General features: G+C 59.1%; 23 protein-coding genes and 2 tRNA genes. All 25 read left to right on the top strand.

Annotation, left to right across the window (positions count from 1 at the left end; translation table 11 throughout):
* Positions 1-7: 7 nt before the first annotated feature.
* The 25 genes from DWQ09_17080 (at position 8) to DWQ09_16960 (ending at position 24,580) form a co-directional block, all read left to right on the top strand.
* On the top strand, positions 8-1,366 hold the full coding sequence (locus DWQ09_17080) for a phosphoglucosamine mutase (GenBank protein KAA3626393.1): 1,359 nt from the start codon (positions 8-10) through the stop codon (positions 1,364-1,366).
* 87 nt (positions 1,367-1,453) lie between these two features.
* Positions 1,454-2,206, top strand: coding sequence for a triose-phosphate isomerase (locus tag DWQ09_17075; protein ID KAA3626392.1), 753 nt, complete (start codon positions 1,454-1,456; stop codon positions 2,204-2,206).
* Between the two features lie 26 nt (positions 2,207-2,232).
* The gene (locus DWQ09_17070; GenBank protein ID KAA3626391.1) at positions 2,233-2,616 is read left to right on the top strand and encodes a preprotein translocase subunit SecG; all 384 of its coding nucleotides are present in this window, start codon (positions 2,233-2,235) and stop codon (positions 2,614-2,616) included.
* A gap of 6 nt (positions 2,617-2,622) precedes the next feature.
* A tRNA-Leu gene (locus DWQ09_17065) sits at positions 2,623-2,707 on the top strand.
* 428 nt (positions 2,708-3,135) lie between these two features.
* On the top strand, positions 3,136-3,492 hold the full coding sequence (locus tag DWQ09_17060; GenBank protein ID KAA3626390.1) for an NADH-quinone oxidoreductase subunit A: 357 nt from the start codon (positions 3,136-3,138) through the stop codon (positions 3,490-3,492).
* Between the two features lie 102 nt (positions 3,493-3,594).
* Positions 3,595-4,071, top strand: coding sequence for an NADH-quinone oxidoreductase subunit B (locus tag DWQ09_17055; protein ID KAA3626389.1), 477 nt, complete (start codon positions 3,595-3,597; stop codon positions 4,069-4,071).
* A gap of 12 nt (positions 4,072-4,083) precedes the next feature.
* Positions 4,084-4,791 carry an NADH-quinone oxidoreductase subunit C gene (locus DWQ09_17050; GenBank protein KAA3626388.1) on the top strand — a complete coding sequence of 236 codons (708 nt, stop codon included), beginning with the start codon at positions 4,084-4,086 and terminating at the stop codon, positions 4,789-4,791.
* A gap of 18 nt (positions 4,792-4,809) precedes the next feature.
* Positions 4,810-6,063 (top strand): NADH-quinone oxidoreductase subunit D, encoded by a 1,254-nt coding sequence (locus tag DWQ09_17045; protein KAA3626387.1) that lies wholly within the window; start codon positions 4,810-4,812, stop codon positions 6,061-6,063.
* A 29-nt stretch (positions 6,064-6,092) separates the two neighbouring features.
* On the top strand, positions 6,093-6,572 hold the full coding sequence (locus DWQ09_17040; GenBank protein KAA3626434.1) for an NADH-quinone oxidoreductase subunit NuoE: 480 nt from the start codon (positions 6,093-6,095) through the stop codon (positions 6,570-6,572).
* A 4-nt stretch (positions 6,573-6,576) separates the two neighbouring features.
* Positions 6,577-7,851: an NADH oxidoreductase (quinone) subunit F gene (gene nuoF, locus DWQ09_17035; protein ID KAA3626386.1), complete on the top strand. Its 1,275-nt coding sequence runs from the start codon at positions 6,577-6,579 to the stop codon at positions 7,849-7,851.
* A 48-nt stretch (positions 7,852-7,899) separates the two neighbouring features.
* Complete coding sequence (locus DWQ09_17030; GenBank protein ID KAA3626385.1) at positions 7,900-10,263, top strand: NADH-quinone oxidoreductase subunit G; 2,364 nt, start codon at positions 7,900-7,902, stop codon at positions 10,261-10,263.
* 24 nt (positions 10,264-10,287) lie between these two features.
* On the top strand, positions 10,288-11,316 hold the full coding sequence (locus tag DWQ09_17025) for an NADH-quinone oxidoreductase subunit NuoH (GenBank protein ID KAA3626384.1): 1,029 nt from the start codon (positions 10,288-10,290) through the stop codon (positions 11,314-11,316).
* A 10-nt stretch (positions 11,317-11,326) separates the two neighbouring features.
* The gene (locus DWQ09_17020; GenBank protein ID KAA3626383.1) at positions 11,327-11,815 is read left to right on the top strand and encodes an NADH-quinone oxidoreductase subunit NuoI; all 489 of its coding nucleotides are present in this window, start codon (positions 11,327-11,329) and stop codon (positions 11,813-11,815) included.
* 44 nt (positions 11,816-11,859) lie between these two features.
* On the top strand, positions 11,860-12,471 hold the full coding sequence (locus tag DWQ09_17015) for an NADH-quinone oxidoreductase subunit J (GenBank protein ID KAA3626382.1): 612 nt from the start codon (positions 11,860-11,862) through the stop codon (positions 12,469-12,471).
* A 77-nt stretch (positions 12,472-12,548) separates the two neighbouring features.
* Positions 12,549-12,854 carry an NADH-quinone oxidoreductase subunit NuoK gene (locus tag DWQ09_17010; GenBank protein KAA3626381.1) on the top strand — a complete coding sequence of 102 codons (306 nt, stop codon included), beginning with the start codon at positions 12,549-12,551 and terminating at the stop codon, positions 12,852-12,854.
* A 4-nt stretch (positions 12,855-12,858) separates the two neighbouring features.
* The gene (locus DWQ09_17005) at positions 12,859-14,841 is read left to right on the top strand and encodes an NADH-quinone oxidoreductase subunit L (protein KAA3626380.1); all 1,983 of its coding nucleotides are present in this window, start codon (positions 12,859-12,861) and stop codon (positions 14,839-14,841) included.
* Between the two features lie 13 nt (positions 14,842-14,854).
* Positions 14,855-16,366, top strand: coding sequence for an NADH-quinone oxidoreductase subunit M (locus tag DWQ09_17000; GenBank protein KAA3626379.1), 1,512 nt, complete (start codon positions 14,855-14,857; stop codon positions 16,364-16,366).
* Positions 16,367-16,427: 61 nt separating this feature from the next.
* Entirely contained in the window at positions 16,428-17,870 is a 1,443-nt protein-coding gene (locus DWQ09_16995; protein ID KAA3626378.1) for an NADH-quinone oxidoreductase subunit NuoN, read from the top strand.
* A gap of 58 nt (positions 17,871-17,928) precedes the next feature.
* Positions 17,929-18,005: transfer RNA gene (locus tag DWQ09_16990), tRNA-Met, on the top strand.
* 197 nt (positions 18,006-18,202) lie between these two features.
* Positions 18,203-18,658, top strand: coding sequence for a ribosome maturation factor RimP (locus tag DWQ09_16985; protein ID KAA3626377.1), 456 nt, complete (start codon positions 18,203-18,205; stop codon positions 18,656-18,658).
* Between the two features lie 66 nt (positions 18,659-18,724).
* Complete coding sequence (locus DWQ09_16980; protein ID KAA3626376.1) at positions 18,725-20,227, top strand: transcription termination/antitermination protein NusA; 1,503 nt, start codon at positions 18,725-18,727, stop codon at positions 20,225-20,227.
* A 19-nt stretch (positions 20,228-20,246) separates the two neighbouring features.
* Entirely contained in the window at positions 20,247-22,832 is a 2,586-nt protein-coding gene (locus DWQ09_16975) for a translation initiation factor IF-2 (protein KAA3626375.1), read from the top strand.
* 27 nt (positions 22,833-22,859) lie between these two features.
* On the top strand, positions 22,860-23,225 hold the full coding sequence (locus DWQ09_16970) for a 30S ribosome-binding factor RbfA (GenBank protein ID KAA3626374.1): 366 nt from the start codon (positions 22,860-22,862) through the stop codon (positions 23,223-23,225).
* A gap of 38 nt (positions 23,226-23,263) precedes the next feature.
* Positions 23,264-24,187: a tRNA pseudouridine(55) synthase TruB gene (locus DWQ09_16965; protein KAA3626373.1), complete on the top strand. Its 924-nt coding sequence runs from the start codon at positions 23,264-23,266 to the stop codon at positions 24,185-24,187.
* A gap of 123 nt (positions 24,188-24,310) precedes the next feature.
* On the top strand, positions 24,311-24,580 hold the full coding sequence (locus DWQ09_16960) for a 30S ribosomal protein S15 (GenBank protein ID KAA3626372.1): 270 nt from the start codon (positions 24,311-24,313) through the stop codon (positions 24,578-24,580).
* The last annotated feature ends 32 nt before the right edge of the window (positions 24,581-24,612 follow it).

The following is a 24,612-nucleotide window of genomic DNA, read 5'->3' as shown; positions in this document are numbered from 1 at the left end:
GTCAAGGATGTCAGCACGCAGCTATTTTGGGACCGACGGGATCCGTGGTCGCGTTGGTACCGACCCGATCACCGCATCCTTCATGTTGCGCCTGGGGTGGGCGGCGGGGCGGGTTCTGGCTCGCCATGGTCGCGGTAAGGTCCTCATCGGCAAGGACACCCGACTGTCGGGGTACATGTTCGAGTCGGCCCTGGAAGCGGGGCTCTCTGCGGCGGGGGTGGATATCGAGCTGCTGGGTCCGATGCCCACACCGGGCGTTGCCTATCTTACGCGCACCCTGCGCGCCCAGGCCGGTATCGTCATCAGCGCCTCGCACAACCCGTTTCAGGACAACGGGGTCAAGTTCTTCTCTGCCGACGGCGCGAAGTTGCCTGACGGGGTCGAGCTGGCCATCGAGCAGGAACTGGATCGGCCCATGGAGACGGTGGATTCCGCAAACCTGGGCCGCGCCAGACGTATTGGCGACGCGGTGGGGCGCTACATCGAGTTCTGTAAAAGCACGGTGACCATCGGGCTGCGCTTGAGCGGCCTGCGCGTGGTGATCGATTGCGCCCACGGCGCCACCTATCAGATAGCTCCGAGTGTCTTCACCGAGCTCGGTGCCGAGGTCAGCACCATCGGCTGTCAGCCGGACGGATTGAACATCAACGCCGGATGCGGATCCACGCATCCCGAGACGCTGTCGCAGGCGGTGGTCAATCGCGATGCGGATCTGGGCATTGCCTTCGATGGCGATGGCGACCGCGTAGTGATGGTCGATGACCAGGGCACGGTGATCGACGGCGACCAATTGCTCTATATCATTGCGCTGGCACGGCATCGCGCCGGCGCTCTTGCCGGGCGCGTCGTCGGTACGCAGATGACCAATCTCGGCATGGAGAAGGCGCTCGAGGCGTGTGGGATCGGTTTGGAGCGCACCCAGGTGGGTGATCGCTATATCCTCGAGGCCCTCAACCGGGAAGGATGGAACCTGGGCGGGGAATCATCGGGGCATATCATCTGCCTCGACCGTACGACCACCGGCGACGGCATCGTTTCGGCCCTGCAGGTGCTTGAGGCACTTTGCCATCAGGGTTGCACTCTGCGCGAGGCCGTATCCGGTATGCAGCTCTACCCCCAGAGGATGATCAATGTGCCGCTGCCCGGTTGCGTGGAGGTGATGAACGCTCCCGGCGTTGTGCAGGCCGTCAACGATGTGGAAAACGAACTCAACGGTCGCGGTCGCGTCTTGCTGCGTCCCTCGGGTACCGAGCCCGTGGTGCGGGTGATGGTTGAGGGGGAAGATGGAAAACAGGTGGAATTGCTTGCGAGCCAATTGGCGGATCGAGTCAGCGTCGTGGTTGCGGAGCTCGCAAGCACCCCCTAAGGGGTGGTCGGCTCCACCTTTCCGGTCAATTGATTTATCGAGAGTGCGTCGGTAAGCTATCGCGCCTTTGCGATGGAGGGGAACACTATGCGCCAACCGCTGGTTGCCGGTAACTGGAAGATGAATGGCTCGCGGGAAAGCGTCGATGCATTGCTGACCGGGATCAAGCAGGGATTGAATCCGCAACTCAGCACGGAAATCGTCGTGTGCCCCCCTTTCGTCTATTTGGGCCAAGTGGCGGAATCGCTGCAGGGGTCTGGCGTGCAGTGGGGCGCGCAGACCGTCTCGGAGTTCGATGCGGGTGCCTACACCGGCGAGGTGGCCCCGGCTATGCTCAGGGATTTCGCTTGTCGCTACGTTATTGTCGGCCATTCCGAGCGCCGTTCCCTCTACGGCGAGGGCGACACCACGGTGGCCAAAAAGTTTGCTGCCGCCCAACAGGCAGGGCTGCGACCGATACTTTGTGTGGGAGAATTGCTGGAAGAGCGCGACCAGGGGATCACCGAACAGGTGATCGGCAGGCAGTTGGATGCGGTGCTCGAACACTCGGGTGTCGGTGCGCTCGCCGATGCCGTAGTCGCCTACGAACCGGTGTGGGCTATCGGCACCGGTAAGACCGCATCACCGCAGCAAGCCCAGGATGTGCATGCGTTCATTCGTGGCCGTGTGGCGGAGCTTGATGCTACAATTGCCGCCGCTCTGCGCATCCTCTATGGCGGCAGTGTCAAGGCGGCCAATGCCGTCGAACTGTTTGGGATGCCCGATATCGACGGTGGTCTGATCGGCGGAGCTGCCCTGCAGTCCGAGGAATTTCTAGCGATCTGCCGCGCTGCCCGGTGAGTCGGCAGGTCTACGAGAAGGTTTGAATGAAGACAATTTTTTTGGTTGTGCACGTGTTGCTGGCGATGGGTGTTATCGGCCTGGTGTTGATTCAACACGGCAAGGGTGCCGATGCTGGCGCTGCCTTTGGCAGCGGAGCTTCGTCGACAGTATTCGGGTCGCGCGGTTCGGCGTCGTTCTTGACCCGGACCACGGGGGTGTTGGCGGCACTCTTTTTTCTAACCAGCCTCTCCCTGGCCTATTTGGCATCGGGCAGCCGCGATACTCAGAGTACGTTGGAGAAACTGCTGCCGGCTCAAACCGAAACCGCGGTCCCAGCGGCGCCGGTAGACTCGACCTTGCCCGCAACCTCGGACAAGCCGGGGGATTTACCTGCGGTACCGCAGACCAGTGATAAACCCACGCAGTAAGTTATTGCCGAAGTGGTGGAATTGGTAGACACGCCGTCTTGAGGGGGCGGTGGCGTAAGCCGTGCCGGTTCAAGTCCGGCCTTCGGCACCAACAGTGGACGGCGCTCCGTGCAAACGAGCGCCGTTTTTGTTGGCCGATTCAGTACGGGCGGTTATTCACTCTATTCAGCGCGGTTATAGAACGAGGTGTGCGCCGTGGTGTTTTTCTTGACCGTTCCAAGCGAGTATGCGGTACGGGTAGGAAAAGTGACCGAATTGACGCAAGCGCCCGCAAATAATCGGCGTCAGGGGTGCTTATTAAGGAGTGATTATAGTATGATGCGGCGCCGTAACGGGAGCTAGGAAAAGCCCGTTCCGCAACAGGTGCAAAGCGTTCGCCAGGCTACCCCTAAGGGGTGCTGGAGTCGCCTTCCCTCACCGAGTTAGGCGCCTGTGTTCGAGCGACTCGCTCATTGTGTGCACAGGTCACCCGGATTCCGTGCACTGGCTGATTCAACGGGGGCTTGCTAAGCGACAGCCATGTTAGAGAACTACCTACCCATACTGCTCTTTATAGTGATTGGCCTCGCTTTTGGCGTTGGCCCCATGCTGGCCGGCGCCATACTCGGTCCGCGGCGCCCCGACAGTGAAAAACTCTCGCCCTACGAATGCGGCTTTGAGGCATTCGAAGATTCGCGCATGAAGTTCGACATCCGCTACTACCTGGTTGCCATTCTTTTCATCATTTTTGATCTGGAAATAGCATTCCTCTTTCCCTGGGCCATCGTACTGGATCAGATCGGCATGTTCGGCTATCTGGCCATGGTCCTCTTCCTGGGTATCCTCGTCATCGGTTTCATCTACGAGTGGAAGAAGGGCGCCCTGGAGTGGGAATAGAGCAGGGGCGTAGGCTGCAAGCCCCGAATTCGGGGGGATCTCTTGCTCGGTCGGTCAATCGGTGCTTGACGCCAGATACTGTCACTACAAGGCAGCGTTGCAATGGGTATTGAAGGCATTCTCGAAAAAGGTGTGATCACCACTACGGCCGACAAGGTCATCAACTGGGCACGTACCGGTTCGCTGTGGCCCATGACCTTTGGCCTGGCCTGCTGCGCGGTGGAGATGATGCATGCCGGCGCAGCGCGCTACGATCTCGATCGATTCGGCATCATCTTTCGCCCCAGTCCGCGTCAATCCGACGTGATGATTGTCGCCGGCACACTGTGCAACAAGATGGCCCCAGCACTGCGCAAGGTCTACGATCAGATGGCCGAGCCGCGTTGGGTGATCTCCATGGGTTCCTGTGCCAACGGCGGAGGATACTACCACTACTCCTATTCGGTGGTTCGCGGTTGTGATCGCATAGTACCGGTGGATATCTATGTACCCGGTTGCCCGCCGACGGCCGAGGCGCTGCTGTACGGGATCATCCAATTGCAGAACAAGATTCGCCGTACCAACACCATTGCACGCTGAGAGAACTGAATCATGGCTCAATCCGCTGAGATCCTGGCTGCGCGCGTTCGCCAAAATTTGAGCGACCCTGGTGTCGAGGTGACGCTAGCCGTGGGCGAAGTGACGGTCGAGGTGCCTGCCGAACAATGGACGGCCAGCTGCAGGCTGTTGCGCGATACCCCTGAATTGGCTTTCGAGGAACTGATCGATCTGTCGGGGATTGATTACTCGACCTATGGGCAGGTGGAGTGGAATTCCGACACCTTCTCCGGTGGTGGTTTTAGCCGTGGTGCGGAGCGCGCACAGCCGATCGTCGAAGAGCATGCTTTTCAGCCCAAGAGGCGATTTGCGGTAGCAGCACACCTGTTATCGGTCACCCACAATCAACGCATTCGCGTGCGCGCTTACTGCGTCGATGATGAATTCCCGAAACTGGACTCACTGGTCGATGTTTGGAACTCCGCCAATTGGTACGAGCGCGAGGCGTTCGATCTGTTTGGCATTCTGTTTGAAGGTCATCCCGATCTGCGCCGTATCCTTACCGACTATGGATTCGTCGGTCATCCGTTCCGCAAGGATTTCCCGCTCTACGGGCATGTGGAGATGCGGTATGACCCCGCGCAGCAACGCGTGGTTTACGAACCGGTGAAGATTGAACCGCGTGTTCTCGTGCCGCGAGTGATTCGCAAGGATCACCGCTATCTCGGTGCTGGCCGCATACCCGATCAGGAGCAGACTTGATTATCGGATCAATGAACAATGGCTGAGATTCGCAACTATACGATCAACTTTGGGCCGCAGCACCCGGCGGCCCACGGCGTATTGCGTCTGGTGCTGGAGATGAACGGTGAGGTGATTCAGCGTGCCGATCCGCATATCGGACTGCTGCATCGCGCCACGGAAAAGCTCGCTGAAAGCAAGCCGTTCAATCAGAGTGTTCCCTACATGGATCGGCTCGACTACGTCTCCATGTTGTGCAACGAGCATGCTTACGTCATTGCCATCGAGCGATTGCTGGGAATCGAGGTGCCTATCCGTGCCCAATACATCCGCGTGATGTTCGATGAGATCACCCGCATCCTCAATCATCTGATGTGGATCGGCACCCATGCACTGGATGTCGGGGCGATGACGATGTTTCTCTACGCATTCCGCGAGCGCGAAGATCTGATGGATTGCTACGAGGCGGTCTCGGGCGCACGCATGCACGCGGCCTACTATCGGCCCGGAGGCGTCTACCGCGATCTGCCGGACCGCATGCCGCATTACTCGGCATCCAAGTGGCACAACGCCAAGGATGTGGAGCGGCTCAATGCCAACCGTCAGGGCTCGCTGCTCGATTTTATCGACAACTTTACCCAACGTTTTCCTGCCTATGTCGACGATTACGAAACGTTGTTGACCGATAACCGGATATGGAAACAACGCACGGTGGGCATCGGCGCCGTTTCAGCCGAGCGCGCGCTGCAGCTTGGTTTCACCGGACCGATGTTGCGCGGTTCGGGCGTCGAGTGGGATTTGCGCAAGAAGCAACCTTACGAAGTCTATGATCGCCTCGATTTCGACATACCCGTGGGGGTCAACGGCGATTGCTACGACCGCTATCTGGTGCGCATGGAAGAGATGCGCCAATCGAACCGGATCATCAAACAGTGCGTCGATTGGCTGCGCGCCAACCCGGGTCCCGTGATGGTCGACGATCACAAGATCGCGCCTCCGCCCCGCGAAGAGATGAAGGAGGACATGGAATCCCTGATTCATCACTTCAAGCTGTTCACCGAGGGTTACTGCGTACCGGAGGGGGAGGTCTACGCGGGTATCGAGCACCCCAAGGGCGAGTTCGGTATCTACCTGATCTCCGACGGCGCCAACAAGCCCTACCGACTCAAGGCGCGCGCCCCCGGGTTCGCGCATCTTGCCGCGATGAACGAGATGGTCAAAGGTCACATGCTGGCCGATGTGGTTGCAGTGATCGGTACCCAGGACATTGTGTTTGGAGAGATCGACCGGTGAGTTCCCAGAGCAAGAGCAAAGAGCCCAGGATCGGACTACTGACGCCAGCCTCGCTGAACGAGATCGATCAGTGGATTGACAAGTATCCGGCTGAGCAGCGGCAGTCGGCCGTGATGGCCGCGCTGCGCGTCGCGCAGGAGCAGAACGGTGGCTGGTTGACCAGCGACCTCATGGACGCCGTTGCCGAGTATCTGCAGATGCCCGCCATTGCCGTCTACGAGGTGGCCACCTTCTACTCGATGTACGAGTTGCGGCCGGTCGGCAAGACCAAGCTCTGCCTGTGCACCAATATCTCCTGCCAGCTGCGCGGTTCGGAGGAGATCGTCGCGCACCTGAAACAGCGTCTCGGCGTCGAAATGGGCGGCACGACGGAAGACGGAAAGATCACATTGAAAGAAGTCGAATGCCTGGGCGCCTGTGTCAACGCGCCGGTCATGCAGGTGGGCAGGGAGTATCACGAGAATCTGACTCCCGAGTCCATCGATGCTTTCCTGGACGGCTTGGAGTAAGGGCATGGCCAACGAGACCTGTTTCCGCACCCTGCATCTGAACAACCCCGCGGCTCTCGAAAGCTATAAAAGCGTCGGTGGCTATTCTGTCCTGGAGAGGATACTCAAGGAGAAGACACCGGCAGAAACGATTATCGAAGAGCTGAAAAAATCGGCATTGCGCGGCCGTGGTGGCGCGGGTTTTCCCACCGGGCTCAAATGGAGTTTCATGCCGCGCAACCTTCCCGGCCAGAAGTACCTGATCTGTAACTCCGATGAAGGGGAGCCGGGTACCTGTAAAGACCGTGACATCTTGCGCTACAACCCGCATCAGCTGATCGAGGGAATGATCATCGGTGGTTACACCATCGGTGCCAGTGTCGGTTACAACTACATTCGCGGCGAGTTCTGGGAGCCCTACGAGTGCTTCGAAAAGGCGCTGCACGAGGCGCGTGTAGCGGGTTATCTCGGCAACGACATCCTGGGTTCCGGTTTCGATTTCGAGATCCATACCCATCTCGGCGCCGGCGCCTATATCTGCGGCGAAGAGACCGCGCTCCTCGAATCCATCGAAGGCAAGAAGGGGCAGCCGCGTTTCAAGCCGCCGTTCCCGGCGAACTACGGCCTGTATGGCCGTCCCACGACGATCAACAACACCGAATCGCTGGCCTCGGTTCCTGCCATTTTGCAGGAGGGGGGCGAGTGGTTTCTGGAGATGGGTAAACCCAATAACGGTGGCTCGAAGCTGTTTTGTGTCTCGGGACACGTGGAGAGACCCGGCAATTTCGAGATTCCCATGGGAACGCCCTTTGCAGATTTGCTGCAGATGGCGGGCGGCGTCTGGAAGGGCCGTAAACTCAAGGCGGTGATACCCGGTGGATCATCGACCCCCGTTGTACCGGCCGAGCAGATGATGCAAGCCACCATGGACTACGATGGCATCGCCAAAGTGGGTTCGATGCTGGGTGCCGGTTCGGTCATCGTAATGGATGAAACCACCTGCATGGTCAAGACGCTGGCGAGGTTGTCGCACTTCTATTACGAGGAGTCGTGCGGTCAATGCACGCCGTGCCGCGAGGGGACGGGGTGGCTGGCGCGCATGGTGCATCGCATCGAGCATGGCCAGGGCTGCCCCGAGGATCTGGAAAAACTCAACAGTGTTGCGGGCAACATCATGGGCCGTACCATCTGCGCGCTCGGCGATGCTGCGGCGATGCCGGTGCAGAGCTTTCTCAAACACTATCACGATGAGTTCGAATATCACATCGAACATAAACGCTGCATGGTCGGTAATGCCTGAGCGGCACGGCGTCTCTGATAACGGTTAGTGAATGATGGAATTCGGAACATGGTAAAGGTCGAGATCAACGGCATCGAGATCGAAGCCCGCGAAGGCTCGATGGTGATCGAAGCTGCCGATCAGGCGGGGATCGCTATCCCACGGTTTTGCTATCACAAAAAGCTTTCCATAGCGGCCAACTGCCGTATGTGCCTGGTGGAGGTGGAAAAGGCGCCCAAACCGCTGCCCGCGTGCGCCACTCCGGTCACTGAGGGCATGAAGGTAATAACCGATTCACCGAAGGCCATCGCTGCGCAGAAGGGCGTTATGGAATTCCTGCTCATCAATCATCCGCTCGACTGCCCGATCTGCGATCAGGGCGGTGAGTGCGAACTGCAGGACCTCGCCATGGGCTACGGCAGTGACGTGTCCCGTTACGCAGAATCGAAGCGGGTCGTCAAGGACAAGAACATCGGTTCACTGATCTCCACCGATTTGACGCGCTGTATCCACTGTACCCGCTGCATACGATTCGGGGCCGAAGTGGCCGGTGTGCGTGAGTTGGGCGCCACGGGGCGTGGCGAGCACATGACCATCGGCACCTACCTCGAAGAGTCGGTGAGTTCCGAGATGTCGGGCAATGTCATCGATCTTTGCCCGGTGGGAGCGCTTACCTCCAAACCGTTCCGCTTTCAGGCGCGTGCCTGGGAGATGACGCAACATGAGGGCATCGCTCCGCATGATGGGCTGGGTACCAACATCTACCTGCATACACGACGCGGCAAGGTCATGCGCGTGGTGCCGCGCGACAACGAGTCGATCAACGAATGTTGGATCTCCGATCGTGACCGCTTCAGCTATCTGGGAATCGATAGCGATGACCGCCTCACTACACCCCTGATCAAACAGGACGGCGCCTGGCGCGCTGCGAGTTGGGAGGAGGCCCTTGAGGCGGCGGCCCGGGGAATCGCCGCGACCACCGCCGATGGTGGTGATGCACTGGGCGTTCTTGCCAGTCCGGGCGCGACGCTGGAAGAACTCTACCTGACTCAAAAACTGGCGCGCGGGCTTGGCTGTAGCAACATCGACCATCGGTTGCGCCAGGTGGATTTTCGTGATGACGATGCGGCGCCGTTGTACCCTGCGCTGGGCATGTCACTGGCGGAGCTGGAGGAGCAGGAGGCGATATTGCTGGTTGGCAGCAACATCCGCAAGGAGCAGCCGCTGGCGGCGCATCGCGTGCGCAAGGCGGCGCTTTACGGCGCTGCGGTGCATGCGGTCAATCCGATCGATTTCGATTTTCACTTCGATATTGCAGAAAAGTGTATCGCCGCTCCCGCCCGGCTGGTGGGTGAGCTGGCCGCCGTAGCAAGCGCTGTCGCTGAACTTGGTCACGCAAAGATACCGCAGGGTTTGGAACAAGCCCTGAGCGGTGTCGAGGTTAACGAGAAGCATCGAGCGATCGCCGCAAGCCTGAAAAGCGCCGATCGGGGCGTGGTGCTGGTCGGCAACTTGGCCAATACCGATCCCAATGCCGCGACAATGCGCGCGCTAGCTGCGTTTATCGCGCAGAGCGCTGCCGTCCGTATCGGCTATCTCCCGGAGGCAGCCAACAACGCGGGGGCATGGATTGCCGGCGCGCTGCCACGCCGCGGTACTGCGGGCGCCAGGTCGGATCCGGGACTCGATGCCGCCGCCATGGTCGCTGCGCCGCGCAAGGGTTACCTTTTATTGGGAGTCGAGCCCGATCGCGACAGCGCCGACGCGCGCGCCACCGTCGCCGCTTTGGCGCAGGCGGAACACGTCGTTGCCTTGAGCGCCTACCGCACCCCTGCGCTGGAGCGGGTCGCCGATGTGTTGCTGCCCATCGCGCTGTTTGCCGAAACCTCGGGCACCTACATCAGCGCTCAGGGCGATTGGCAGAGTTTCAAAGGTGCAGCGCTGCCCCCCGGCGACAGCCGCCCCGCCTGGAAGGTTTTGCGCGTGCTGGCCAATCTGCTGAAGGTCGAGGGTTTTGATTACGCCAGCAGTGAACAGGTGCTGAGCGAGCTTCGCGGCATGGTTGGTTCGCAGGCAGTTTCCGCGTTGAATATCGATACCATCCCCGCGCCGCAAGCGACGATCAACGGTGCGCTGCAACGTATTGGTGATGTACCGATCTACGCAGTCGACGCGTTGGTGCGGCGCTCACAGCCGTTACAGGCGACCGCGGACGCCGAACGTGCCTGGATTGCTGTGGCACCCACTCTGGCCGATCGACTTGGATTGCAAGGAGCCGAACTGGCGGTTGCGGTGCAGGGCGAGGGTCGCGTGACGCTGCCGCTGAGCATTGACGAACGAGTACCCGATGGAGTGGTGTGGCTGGCGGCGGGTCTTGCGGAGACGGCGGAGCTGGGCCCGGCCATGGGGCCGATCGAATTGGTACACGGGTAGGATCGGATAACACCGGGGGATCACGTGGAGCTTGCCGACATCGAATATCTGGTTATAACCCTGGCCAAGATTCTGGTCATCGTTCTGCCGTTGATGGGCGCGGTGGCCTATCTCACCTATGCCGAACGCAAAATCATCGGCTACATGCAGGTGCGCATCGGTCCCAACCGGGTTGGACCACGCGGGTGGCTGCAGCCGATTGCGGACGCGGCCAAGCTGGCGTTCAAGGAGATCATCCTTCCGGCCGAGGCCAATCGCATCATGTTCGTTCTGGCGCCGGTACTTTCGATTACTCCGGTACTGGCGGCCTGGGCGGTGATCCCCTTCGATGAGGGATGGGTGCTGGCCGATATCGACGCCGGTTTGCTGTTCATCCTCGCCCTCACCTCGTTGGAGGCCTATGGCGTGCTGATTGCCGGCTGGTCCTCCAACTCCAAGTATGCGCTGTTGGGTGCGATGCGTTCCGGGGCGCAGATGGTCTCCTACGAGATCGCCATGGGTTTTGCTGTGGTCGGCGTACTGCTGGCGGCACAAAGTCTCAATCTGAGCGAGATCGTGCGCGCGCAGCAGGGCAGCGTCCTGCACTGGTTCTGGTTGCCGCTGCTGCCGCTGTTCGTCATCTATTTCATCTCAGGTGTGGCCGAAACCAATCGCGCGCCTTTCGATGTGGCCGAGGGTGAGTCGGAGATTGTCGCCGGATTCCACGTGGAATACGGCGGCATGGCCTTTGCCGTCTTCTTTCTCGCCGAATATGCGGCAATGATCCTGATCTCGGTGCTGGCATCGCTCTTCTTCCTTGGGGGCTGGTTGTCACCCTTCGAAGGTATTCCGTTGTTGGAGCCGCTGTTTGCCTGGGTGCCGGGTATCCTATGGCTGGCTTCCAAGACCGCGTTCTTCCTATTTTGCTTTTTGTGGTTCCGCGCCACGTTCCCGCGTTATCGCTACGATCAGATCATGCGCCTGGGCTGGAAGGTGTTTATCCCGATCACGATCGTCTGGCTGCTGGTAGTTGGATTGGGTGTGGTGGTTGATCTGCCGCCGTGGTTCGATTGAGGTGACGGCAATGAATACAGTGACGAACTACATCAAGAGTCTGTTTCTCTGGGAACTGTTACTGGGACTGCGCGTGACCGGCAAACATCTGTTTGGCCGAAAAATCACCGTCCAGTACCCGGATGAGAAAACGCCCATGTCGCCGCGGTTTCGCGGCATCCACGCGCTACGCCGTTACGCCAACGGCGAGGAGCGCTGCATCGCCTGCAAACTGTGCGAAGCGGTCTGCCCGGCGCTGGCGATCACCATCGAGGCCGAGCCCCGCGAGGATGGCCAACGCCGGACAACGCGTTATGACATTGATCTGTTCAAGTGCATCTTCTGCGGCTACTGCGAAGAGGCCTGCCCGGTGGATGCCGTCGTCGAGACCCATATCTTCGAGTATCACTTTGAAAATCGCGGTGAGCAGGTAATGACCAAGGAGAAACTGTTGGCCATCGGCGATCGCTATGAGGTGGAAATCGCCGAGCGTCGAGCGGCTGATGCGCCCTATCGCTGATGGCCATGGAAAACGGTGACTGACGAACGAGAGTTGAACATCTCATGACGCTAGAGCAGGGTATCTTCTTTTTATTTGCGGCCATTCTGGTCTTTGCCGCGTTTCGTGTAATCACGGCGCGCAATCCCGTGCACGCCGCCATGTTCCTGGTTTTGTGTTTTGTGACCTCATCGGCGATCTGGCTGTTGGCCGAGGCTGAATTCCTGGCGATCACCCTGGTGCTGGTCTATGTCGGCGCAGTGATGGTGTTGTTCCTGTTCGTGGTGATGATGCTCGATATCAACATCGATCAACTGCGCGAGGGTTTCATGAGTTATCTGCCGCTGGGAGCGGGCATCGCCGTGGTGATGGTCGCCGAGATGATGATGGTGGTGAGCACGCGTTACTTCGACGGCGTGCACATGCCGGCGCCATTGCGGCACGGTGCCGATTACAGCAATACCCGCGAGTTAGGGATGATTCTTTACACCGACTATTTCTATCCCTTTGAGATCGCGTCGGTCATCCTGCTGATCGCCATCGTTGCAGCTATTACTTTGACACTGCGGCGTCGCCCGGGGACACGCCATCAGGATCCGACCAGGCAGATCGCGGTACGCCGTGCCGATCGCGTTCGCCTGGTGAAGATGGAAGCGGAGAAAAAAGTTGAAAGCTAGCCTCGCGACCAGAAACGCGAGTCCGAAAGCGAAAGACATAGTCGCCTGCGCCGCGAGGCAGGGTATGGGGAACAACAATGATTGACTTGTCAAACTACCTCACCTTGGGCGCGATCCTGTTCGCACTCAGCGTGGCGGGAATTTTTCTCAATCGCAAGAACGTGCTGATTCTGTTGATGGCCATCGAACTGATGTTGTTGGCGGTCAACATGAACTTCATCGCTTTTTCCCATTTTCTGGGTGATACCGGCGGGCAGGTCTTCGTCTTCTTTATCCTGACGGTCGCCGCCGCGGAGGCCGCCATCGGCTTGGCGATTCTGGTGGTGCTGTTCCGTAATCGGCGCACCATCAATGTGAACGACCTGGACATGATGAAGGGTTAAGGGGATGGAGAAGGTTTACCTTGCGATTATCCTTTTTCCGTTGGCCGGCGCCATCATCGCGGGCCTGTTCGGCGGGCGTATTGGCCGGGCGGGAGCACACTGGATAACAACGGTCGGCGTCGGGATTTCGTTTCTGCTGTCGTTGATCGTGCTGAAAGATGTGGTGTTCGACGGAAATATCTTCAATGGTGCCGTCTACACGTGGCTGACCAGCGGCGGATACGTCTTTGAGGTCGGTTTCCTGATCGACAGCCTCACCGTGCTGATGATGTGCGTGGTGAACTTCGTTTCGCTGATGGTGCATATCTACACCATCGGCTACATGGCCGACGATGAGCACAACTGGCCGGAAACCAGCCGCGCCGGACGCAACAGCTACCAGCGCTTTTTCAGCTATATCTCATTGTTCACGTTCTCGATGCTGATGCTGGTCATGTCCAACAACTTTCTCCAACTCTTCTTCGGGTGGGAGGCGGTGGGCGTGGTCTCCTATCTGCTGATCGGGTTCTGGTCGGTACGCCCCTCGGCGGTTTTCGCCAATATGAAGGCGTTCCTGGTCAATCGTGTGGGAGATTTCGGTTTTCTGCTCGGTATCGCCTCTGTGCTGTTCTATTTCAATACGCTCGACTACGCGCAGGTGTTTGCGGCGGCGCCCGAGTTACGGGATGCCACTGTTCAGGTGATCGGAACCCAGGATTGGTCGGTGATGACACTGATCTGCATCCTGCTCTTCATTGGCGCAATGGGTAAATCGGCACAGGTACCGCTGCACGTCTGGCTGCCGGATTCCATGGAGGGCCCGACACCGATTTCGGCCCTGATCCACGCCGCAACCATGGTAACGGCCGGTATCTTCATGGTGGCGCGCATGTCACCGCTGTTCGAACTGTCGGACACGGCGCTGAGCTTTGTGCTGGTGATCGGGGCGATCACGGCCTTCTTTATGGGATTGCTGGGCCTGGTGCAAAACGACATCAAGCGCGTGGTGGCTTATTCGACACTTTCGCAACTCGGCTACATGACGGTCGCACTCGGTGTTTCGGCCTACTCAGTCGCGATCTTCCACCTGATGACGCATGCCTTCTTCAAGGCACTGCTGTTCCTTGGCGCCGGTTCTGTGATCATCGCGATGCATCACGAGCAGGACATGCGCAAGATGGGCGGCCTGCGCAAGTACATGCCGATTACGCACTGGACCTCGCTGATCGGTTCGCTGGCGCTGATCGGTACACCACTCTTTTCCGGTTTCTACTCCAAGGATTCGATCATCGAGGCTGTCCACGCTTCGAATATTGCGGGTGCGGAGCTGGCTTATTGGGCGGTCATGGCGGGCGTATTCGTTACCGCACTCTACAGCTTCCGCATGTACTTCCTCACCTTCTGGGGCGAGGAGCGTATGGACCATCACACCCGCGAGCATCTGCACGAAACACCCAAGGTGGTGACCATTCCGCTGATACTGCTGGCGATCCCGTCGGTCTTTATCGGCGCGCTGACGATCGAGCCGCTTCTCTTTGGCGGCTATTTCGGTGACGCCATTGTGATTTCGCCCGAGCACGGGGCGATGGCGACCTTGAGCGGACATTTCCACGGCTGGTGGGCCATGGCGACCCACGCTTTTGGGACAGCACCCTTCTGGCTCGCGGTGGGCGGCGTATTCACGGCCTGGTTCCTCTACATGAAACGGCCGGATGTTCCGGAGATGATTCGCCGGCGTCTTGCCTTTTTCCACGAGATCCTTATCAACAAATATGGATTCGACGATTTTAATGAAAAGGTCCTGGCGCGCGGTGGACGCGGGATGGGCGATCTACTCTGGCGTCTCGGTGATTGTATTCTGATCGATGGCGTCCTGGTCAACGGCTCGGCACGCGCGGTGGGCTGGGTATCCGGCGTCGTGCGCCAACTCCAGTCCGGATATCTCTATCACTATGCATTTGCAATGATCATTGGCCTGCTGGTGCTGCTGACCTGGTTCGTCGTCTGAGGGGAAGTCGTTCATGAATTCGGAGTTTCCACTGCTGAGTCTGCTCATCTGGTTCCCCATAGCGGGCGGGCTCATCACGGCGTTCCTCGGCGACAAGGGTAATCGGGCAAAGACACTGGCGGTCGTGGTCTCAACCATCACCTTCGTGCTGAGTCTGCCGCTGTGGAGCGGTTTCGATCGCGCCACCGCGGAGATGCAGTTCGCTGAGTTTGCGCCGTGGATCGAAACCTTTGCCATCAACTATCATCTGGGAATCGACGGTATATCCATGCCGCTGATCTTGTTGACCACTTTCTGTACGGTGCTGGTGGTACTGTCGGCGTGGGAGGTGATCAAGGATCGTCCCAATCTCTACATGGCGGCATTCCTGATCATGGAAGGCATCCTGATCGGTGTCTTCAGCGCCCTGGATGCCATGCTCTTTTATGTCTTCTGGGAGGCGCTGCTGATCCCCATGTTCCTGATCATCGGCATCTGGGGTGGCCCACGTCGCGTCTACGCCACGATCAAGTTCTTTCTTTACACATTTCTCGGTTCGGTGTTCATGTTGATCTCGTTGATCTACATGTACACGCAGACCGGTAGCTTCGCGCTGGTGGATTTTTACCGTCTGCCGCTGGGTCTTACGGCGCAGATACTGATCTTCCTCGCCTTCCTGCTTGCCTTTGGCGTCAAGGTGCCGATGTGGCCGGTGCACACATGGTTGCCTGATGCCCATGTTGAGGCACCCACCGGTGGCTCGGTGATCCTGGCGGCAGTGCTGCTGAAACTGGGTGGCTACGGTTTCCTGCGCTTCGCCATGCCAATTGCTCCTGACGCGAGTCAGACGCTCGATTGGCTGGTCATCGCGCTCTCGTTGATAGCTGTAGTCTATATCGGCTTCGTTGCGCTGGTGCAGAGTGACATGAAGAAACTGATCGCCTACTCATCGATTGCCCACATGGGATTCGTCACCCTGGGTTTTTTCATCGCCTACGGTATCGTCCGTGCCTCCGGGAGCACGGACGCCATTATCATGGGTATTGAAGGCGGCATGGTGCAGATGATTTCGCACGGCTTCATCTCCGGCGCCCTGTTTCTCTGTGTCGGGGTGATGTACGACCGCGTGCACAGTCGCGAGATCGCCTCCTATGGCGGTGTGGTGCACAGCATGCCGATCTTCGCGGGGTTTATGGTGCTGTTTGCACTCGCCAATTCCGGATTGCCGGGCACCTCGGGTTTTGTCGGGGAGTTCATGGTCATCCTCAGCAGTTACCAGGCAAACATCTGGTATGCGTTTCTCGCGGCCACCATCTTGGTGCTCGGTGCAGCCTATACCCTGTGGATGGTCAAGCGCGTGGTGTTTGGCCCGGTGGTGCACGAGCATGTCGCGGCTCTGGATGACGTGAACAATCGGGAGTTCCTGATTCTTGGTGTGCTGGCCGTGGCGGTGCTGTTGTTGGGTGTCTGGCCGCAGCCGCTGACCGAGGTGATGCACGCCACGGTGGAGAACCTGCTCCAGTACATCCTGGTGTCAAAGATCTAACGGTGGGACGCATGCGCGGCCTGTTCGAACATTGTGAATAAAAACGACATAAGGTTTGGGAATGAATTTCGTGATTCCTGATTTCGCTCCGGCAGCCCCGGAGATCTTCCTCCTGGCCATGGCCTGCGTTGTGTTGGTGGTCGATCTGTTCGTTGGCGAGCGGAACCGGAATGTGGCTTATCTGTTGTCACAGCTGACTCTGGTGATGACAGCGATCATTATTGTCGTCACGTTCAGCAGCACCGAGATACTGACCTTTAACAACACCTTTGTGCGTGATCCGATGGCCGACGTCTTGAAGTTGGCGGTCTTCATCATTACCGCCGGTGTGTTTCTTTACTCCCGCGAGTACCTGCGTGTGCGTAATCTGCTCAAGGGTGAGTATTACGTGCTCGGTCTTTTCGGCGTGCTGGGCATGATGATCATGATTTCGGCGCGCAATCTGCTTACCGTCTATCTGGGACTGGAGACTCTATCGCTGTCGCTTTACGCGCTGGTTGCTTTTGACCGTGACAATCGGGTGGCCTCCGAAGCGGCCATGAAATACTTCGTGCTGGGCGCAATTGCCTCAGGAATGCTGCTCTACGGGATGTCGATGATCTACGGTGCTACGGGAACACTCGATATCGCCGCTGTCGCGCAAAGCATAGCGGCGGGTTCGATCCTGGAGGGTAATCTGATACTGGTTTTTGGGACGGTGTTCATCATCGTCGGCCTGGCGTTCAAGTTGGGTGCCGTACCTTTTCATATGTGGGTACCGGATGTTTACCATGGCGCCCCCACGTCGGTGACACTCTATATCGGCACCGCCCCCAAGATTGCGGCTTTCGCTATGGTGATGCGACTCCTGGTAGACGGGCTGCAGGGTCTGCACGGGGAATGGCAGCAGATGCTGGTGATGCTCGCGGTACTTTCGATCGGTATCGGTAACGTGGTCGCCATCGCCCAGTCCAACATCAAGCGTATGCTGGCCTATTCGACCATTGCTCACGTTGGATTTATTTTGCTGGGCATCCTTTCGGGTACGGCGCAAGGGTACGCGGCCTCCATGTTCTACACGGTGGTCTACGCGCTCACTGCGGCGGGGGGCTTCGGCATGATCATCCTGTTGAGCCGTGCCGGCTATGAAGCGGATGAACTTGATAGTTTCAAGGGCTTGGGTAAGCGCAGCCCATGGTTTGCTTTCATCATGCTGTTGCTCATGTTTTCCATGGCCGGTGTTCCGCCGACCGTGGGATTCTACGCCAAACTCTCGGTGCTGCAGGCCGTGATCAACGCCGATCTTGTCTGGCTGGCGGTGGTGGCGGTGGCGTTCTCCGTCGTAGGTGCGTTTTACTACATCCGTGTCGTCAAGCTGATCTACTTCGACGCGGCGGAAGACGACTCCGCGGTGAATCCTGCGGCAGACGTTAGATTGATGATGAGCGCCAATGGGTTGGCTATTCTGGCACTCGGCATTTCCCCCGGGGCGCTGATGGCACTCTGTGCCTCGGTAGTGGCGTAGTTTTCCGCCAAGGTTGATTCGGCGCAGGGGAGTATGTAAAATTCCGCTCGTTTTCCGGTGCGGGGTGGAGCAGCCCGGTAGCTCGTCGGGCTCATAACCCGAAGGTCGTAGGTTCAAATCCTACCCCCGCTACCAATATTCGAGGTTAGTAAGAAGAACCCCGTTTACGGGGTTTTTTATTAGGGGTCCCTCGCGGGTCCCCGATGCGATGGCACTGACCTTGGGGACGGCCGGAGCTGAGACGGCGAGAGGGCTTGATAGACGGTTCTTGCCGAGCAGTCACGAGGATTTCAACGTGGGCCGTAGGCCCTTTTTTTGTTTATGGCGAGGCGATGCGGCGCGCACCCGATAAGCTCTATCAGCTATTAGAACCCGTGATTGTCGGCATGGGTTATGAGTTGGTGGGTATCGAGTTCGCGGCAGGGCCACGCGGTGGTTTGCTGCGGATCTACATCGACCGCCCGGAGGGTATCGGCGTCAGCGATTGCCAGCGGGTCAGCTATCAGATCAGCGGCGTACTGGATGTCGAGGACCCGATTCCCGGTAACTACAATCTGGAGGTCTCGTCGCCCGGCCTGGACAGGCCGTTATTCGACCGCACGCATTACGAGCGTTTCAGCGGTCAACGGGTCAAGGTGCGAATGGCGATCCCGCAGGAGGGGCGCCGGAAATTTGAAGGTCTCCTCCAGGGTCTGGAGGGAGACAGCGTGGTTTTGGTACAGGATGGCGAGACGGTGAAACTGCCGCTTGCTGAGATTGAGCAGGCTCGGTTGGCGCCGGAGTTCTGATCGACAGGCGGAGGGCTCGTCAGATCCCCGCAAGCGTGTCGATATCCGGCCTGGAGGCTTGAAGCGATGAACAAAGAGATTTTGATGGTGGTAGACGCCGTTTCCAACGAAAAGGGCGTCCAGAAGAGCGTTATTTTCGAGGCGATAGAAGCCGCCCTGGCGTCGGCAACGCGCAAGAAGCATGCCGGTGATATCGACGCACGGGTCGCTATAGATCGCGATACGGGCGCCTATGAGAGCTTTCGTCGCTGGCTGGTCATCCCCGACGAAACCGAAGAGCCCGAAAATCCGGACGCCGAGATTCGCTTGAGCGAGGCACGCAAGGTCCAACCCGATATCGAAGTGGATGGCTATATCGAGGAGCCGATCGAATCGGTTGCCTTTGGTCGTATTGGCGCGCAAGCGGCCAAGCAGGTTATCGTGCAAAAGGTCCGCGAGGCGGAACGCGCCCAAGTGGTCGAGGCGTACAAGGATCGCATCGGTGACCTGGTCATGGGCGTGGTCAAACGCATCGAACGCGGCAATGTCTATCTGGATCTCGGTGGAAATGCCGAGGCAATCATCACCCGCGAGAACATGATCCCGCGCGAACCGGTGCGCCCGGGTGACCGCGTCAGGGGCTATCTCTACGAGGTTCGTTCGGAACAGCGCGGCCCGCAACTCTTCATCAGCCGTACCGCACCGGAGTTGTTGATCGAGCTGTTCAAGCTTGAGGTCCCGGAGGTGGGTGAAGGGTTGATCGAGATCATGGGTGCTGCCCGCGATCCCGGCCTGCGTGCCAAGATTGCTGTGCGCGCCAAGGATCAGCGCATTGATCCGATCGGCGCCTGTGTCGGCATGCGCGGCTCGCGCGTCCAGGCGGTGTCCAACGAACTCTCCGGCGAGCGCGTCGATATCATCAACTGGAGCGAGAATCCGGCGCAGTGGGTGGTGAATGCCATGTCCCCGGCTGATGTCGTCTCCATCGTCGTGGATGAGGAGAGCGGCAGCATGGACGTGGCAGTCGCCGAAGAGCAGCTGTCGCAGGCGATTGGCCGTGGCGGGCAGAATGTCCGGCTGGCGAGCCAACTGACCGGATGGGACCTCAACGTCATGACCGAGGGCCAGGCCGAGGAGAAGAGCGAGCAGGAGGCCGAGCGGCTCCAGGCCATATTCAAGGAACAGCTGGATGTCGACGAAGAGCTGGCCGCCATCCTGGTGCAGGAAGGTTTCTCCACGATTGAGGAGGTTGCCTACGTACCGCCTCAGGAGATGCTGGAAATTGAGGAATTCGACGAGAGTATCGTCGAGGAACTGCGCAATCGCGCGCGTGATGTCTTGTTGCTGCGCGCCATAGCCAACGAAGAGAAGCTGGAAGAATCCGAACCCGCTGAAGATCTGCTCGGCATGGAGGGCATGGACCGTGAATTGGCATTCGTGCTGGCAAGCCGTGGCATCTGCACCATGGAGGATCTGGCAGAGCAGGCGGTGGATGAGCTAATCGATATCGAAGGTGTCGATGAAGAGCGTGCCGCGGCACTGATCATGACGGCACGTGCCCCGTGGTTTGCCGACGAACAGCAGGGCTAGTCTCTAGGAGGGGGAACCAATGACCGAATTGACCGTAAAACAATTGGCGGATGTGGTCGGTATCTCCGTAGACCGCTTGCTTGCTCAGTTGCAGGAGGCAGGTGTTGATGTCAATACCGCTGACTCCAGCATCACTGAGCAGCAGAAGTTGGACCTGCTCAGCCACTTGCGCAAGGCGCATGGCAAGAAAACGGGGGAGGGTGTTGCCGAGCCGAAAAAGATCACTCTCAAACGCAAACTGGTCAGTGAGATCCGCCAGACCGGGGATCGTGGCAAGGTCAAGACCGTCAGTGTTGAGGTGCGCAAGAAACGCACCTACATAAAGCGTAGCGCGGTGCTCGACGAAGAACGGCAGCGTGCCGAGGCCGATGCTGAGGCAGAGGCAGAGGCAGTCAAGGCTGTCCCGGCTGAAGAGGAGCGCGTTGTCGAGCAGCCCGAGGTCGATAAGCAAAGCAAGATCGACGAAGAGCGTATTGCCGCACAGCAGGACCTCGAAAGGCAGAATCAGGCCGAGGAGGAGGCACGACAGCTGGCCGAGCAGGAAGCGCTGCAGCAGGCCGAGCAGGAAGCCCGTCAGCAGGCCGAAGAAGAGGCTCGTCGCCAGGCCGAGGAAGAGACCCAGAAGGCGCGGGTCGATGCGGAAGCAAAGGTTGCCACCGAGACGAAAAGCCGGGCACCCAAGAAGGAAAAAGAGAAAGAGACACGCCGCGACGACCGGGAAAGCCGCTTCGGTCGCAAGGAACTCCATGTGGCCGAAAGCAAGAGCGGCCGCCGCAAGAAGAAGGGTCGTACGCGCGTTCCCAGTGTCGCCCCCTCACAGACCCATGGGTTCGAACGCCCAACCGCCCCTGTCGTTCGTGAGGTCGCGATTCCCGAAACCATCACGGTAGCTGAACTGGCGCAGAAGATGGCCGTTAAGGCCGCCGAACTCATCAAAGTGATGATGCAGATGGGGGTGATGGCCACCATCAATCAGGTGCTCGATCAGGAGACCGCAACGCTGATCGTCGAGGAGATGGGGCACAAGGCCAAGCTGATGGCCGATAGCAGCCTTGAGGACGAACTTTCCCTGAGTGCGGTGGCGGAGGGCGAACAGCAGCCGCGGCCTCCGGTAGTGACCATTATGGGTCATGTCGATCACGGCAAGACGTCGTTGCTCGATTACATCCGACGCACCCGCGTGGCCGCGGGCGAAGCCGGCGGCATTACCCAGCATATCGGCGCGTATCACGTTGAGACCGACAAGGGTGTCATCTCGTTCCTGGATACGCCTGGCCACGCGGCGTTTACCGCGATGCGTGCGCGCGGCGCCCAGATTACCGATATCGTGGTGCTGGTGGTGGCTGCCGACGACGGCGTGATGCCCCAGACCATCGAGGCGATCCAACATGCCCGTGCCGCCGAGGTACCGCTGGTAGTGGCGGTCAACAAGATCGATAAACCGGATGCCGAGACCGACCGCGTGAAGCAGGAGCTGGTCAACCAGAAGGTGATTCCGGACGATTGGGGTGGCGACACCATGTTTGTCTACGTCTCGGCCAAGACGGGTGATGGCGTCGACAAGCTGCTTGATGCGATTCTGCTCCAGGCCGAGGTGATGGAACTGACCGCTGTCGCGGAGGGGCCCGCCGCGGGTGTGGTGCTGGAGTCGAGTCTTGACAAGGGCCGTGGCCCGGTCGCGACGCTGTTGGTCCAGAAGGGCACGCTCAACCGGGGCGACATCATACTCTCGGGCATGGAGTACGGCCGCGTTCGCGCCATGTTCGATGAAAGCGGTAAGCCTATCGACAAGGTAGGGCCGTCGATGCCGGCAGTGGTCCTGGGTCTCTCCGGTTCCCCCAATGCCGGTGACGACATGATCGTAGTGACCGACGAGCGCAAGGCCCGCGAAGTGGCGCTGTTCCGTCAAGGCAAGTTCCGCGATGTGCGCCTCGCCAAACAGCAGCAGGCCAAGCTCGAAGATATGTTCACGCAGATGCAGGAGGGCGACGTCCAGCAGGTCAATCTGCTGATCAAGGCGGATGTCCAGGGTAGCGTCGAGGCGCTGCGCGATTCGCTGGAGAACCTCTCCACCGAGGAGGTAAAGGTCAAGGTCGTAGCGGCCGGTGTCGGCGGGATCACCGAGTCTGACGTCAATCTGGCGCTGGCCTCCAATGCCATCATCATCGGCTTTAACGTTCGCGCCGATTCCGCCGCACGCCGCCTGGTGAGCGAAGCGGGTGTGGATCTGCACTATTACAGCGTCATCTACGAGGCGATTGACGAGGTCAAGCAGGCGATTGTCGGCAAGCTTCAGCCCGAGATGCGCGAGCAGATCGTTGGCCTGGCCGAGGTGCGCGACGTGTTCCGCTCCTCCAAACTGGGTGCCATTGCCGGCTGTCTGGTGGTTGAGGGCGCGGTCAAGCGGCACAATCCGATCCGTGTGCTGCGCGACAATGTGGTGATTTACGAGGGCGAACTTGAGTCGTTGCGCCGCTTCAAGGACGACGTCAATGAGGTCCGTTCCGGTACCGAATGCGGTATCGGCGTAAAGAATTACAATGACGTCAAACCCGGTGATCAGATCGAGGTGTATGAGCGCGTTCAGGTTGCCAAGACCCTGTAAGGTGTCTTTGTCCGGTTGCATACGATTATGAATCGCCCTGGCGATCGCCTGCGGCGTGTTGCGGAGCAGTTGCGCCGCGAGATGGCGGTACTGTTGCGCGAAGAGGTCAAGGACCCGCGGGTACGGATGGTCACGCTCTCCGGTGTCGAAGTCAGTCGTGATCTGGGACATGCGAAGGTCTATGTCAGTGTACTGGGCGATCGTGAAGCGGTCGCCGCGGCGCTCGAAGGGCTTACGCGTGCCGAGGGTTTTCTGCGCCGTGAACTGGGCCGCAGGATGAGTATCCGTACGATTCCGCATCTGCACTTTCTGCACGATACCTCGATGGAACAGGGGGCACGCATCAACGAACTGCTCGAGCAGGCCAAGAAACAGCGGCCCTCCGAAGAATAGATCCCACCGCCAGCCAGCCTGACGTAGACGAGGTACCGATGCCCCCCCGCAATGGCCAGCGCCGCAATGTCCATGGAGTCCTGCTGCTCGACAAGCCGGTGGGTCCGACATCCAATCGGGCGTTGCAGATGGTCAAACGTCTCTTCAACGCCCGCAAAGCAGGGCACACCGGAAGTCTGGATCCGCTGGCCAGTGGACTGCTGCCCATTTGTCTGGGCGAAGCCACCAAATTTTCAGGATTCCTGCTCGATGCCGACAAACGCTATTGGGTACGGATGAAACTCGGTGAGACGACGACGACCGGCGACGCGGATGGCGAACTGATCACTACCAAGCCCGTACCGTCCTTGGATTTCGATAGCCTGAGCCAGGTAATGGGGGACTTTCTTGGCGCTATCGAACAGATCCCACCGATGTATTCGGCGCTGCGCCACGAGGGAAAACGGCTTTACGAGCTGGCACGCAAGGGCGAGGAGGTCGAGCGTAAACCCCGGGTGGTCACGATTCATGCGTTGGAGCTGCTGCGAGTGGAGAATACGGAAGCAGAGTTCACCGTGCACTGCTCGAAGGGGACGTATGTGCGTACCCTGGTCGAGGACATCGGCGCCAGACTCGGTTGCGGTGCACACGTGATCGCCTTGCGCCGCATTGGCGTGGGGCCGTATCCCGGCGACGGCATGGTGACTCTGGAAGAGCTCCAGGCCTCGGCCGAAGCGGGCGAGCAGGCGCTGGATGCCCTTCTGTTACCCATCGAATCCAGCGTTCAGCAGTGGCCCGAGGTTCAGTTGTCCGCCGATTCCGCCTATTACCTGCAGATGGGCCAGCCGGTGATGGTGCCCCGTGCACCCACCAGTGGTTGGGTGCGCATCTATACCGCTGCACGACGCTTTATCGGGGTGGGGGAGGTGTTGGACGACGGCCGTATCGCACCACGGCGTATGTTGCAAAAGAACGGATCGTGACCCGCTGCCGGGGTTTCGGCACCGCTTTTCGCCCCAAGGTTTTTCCTTGTTTAACAAATGGCTGGAAGTTAAAATACCCGGCTTCATAGAAGCGACCATTCAAGAATCCAGGAGTTTCACTACATGTCACTGAGCACCCAGCAGAAGGCCGATGTCGTCAAGGAGTATCAACTCTCCGCCACCGATACCGGTTCCCCGGAGGTCCAGGTAGCCCTGCTGACCGCCAATATCAACCAGCTCACCGAGCACTTCAGCAAGCACAAGCAGGATCATCACTCCCGCCAGGGCCTGCTGCGCATGGTCAATCAGCGCCGTAAGTTGCTCGATTACGTCAAAAGCAATGACGTGGAGCGCTATCGTGATCTCATCAAACGCTTGGGTATTCGCCGTTAGGCGCTTATCGACGCAACCACGTCGGAAGGTAT

Source organism: Pseudomonadota bacterium, assembly GCA_008501635.1.
Classification (GTDB): domain Bacteria; phylum Pseudomonadota; class Gammaproteobacteria; order QQUJ01; family QQUJ01; genus QQUJ01.
Note: the sequence above shows the minus strand (reverse complement) of the source record. Positions and strands in the feature narration are given on the sequence as shown.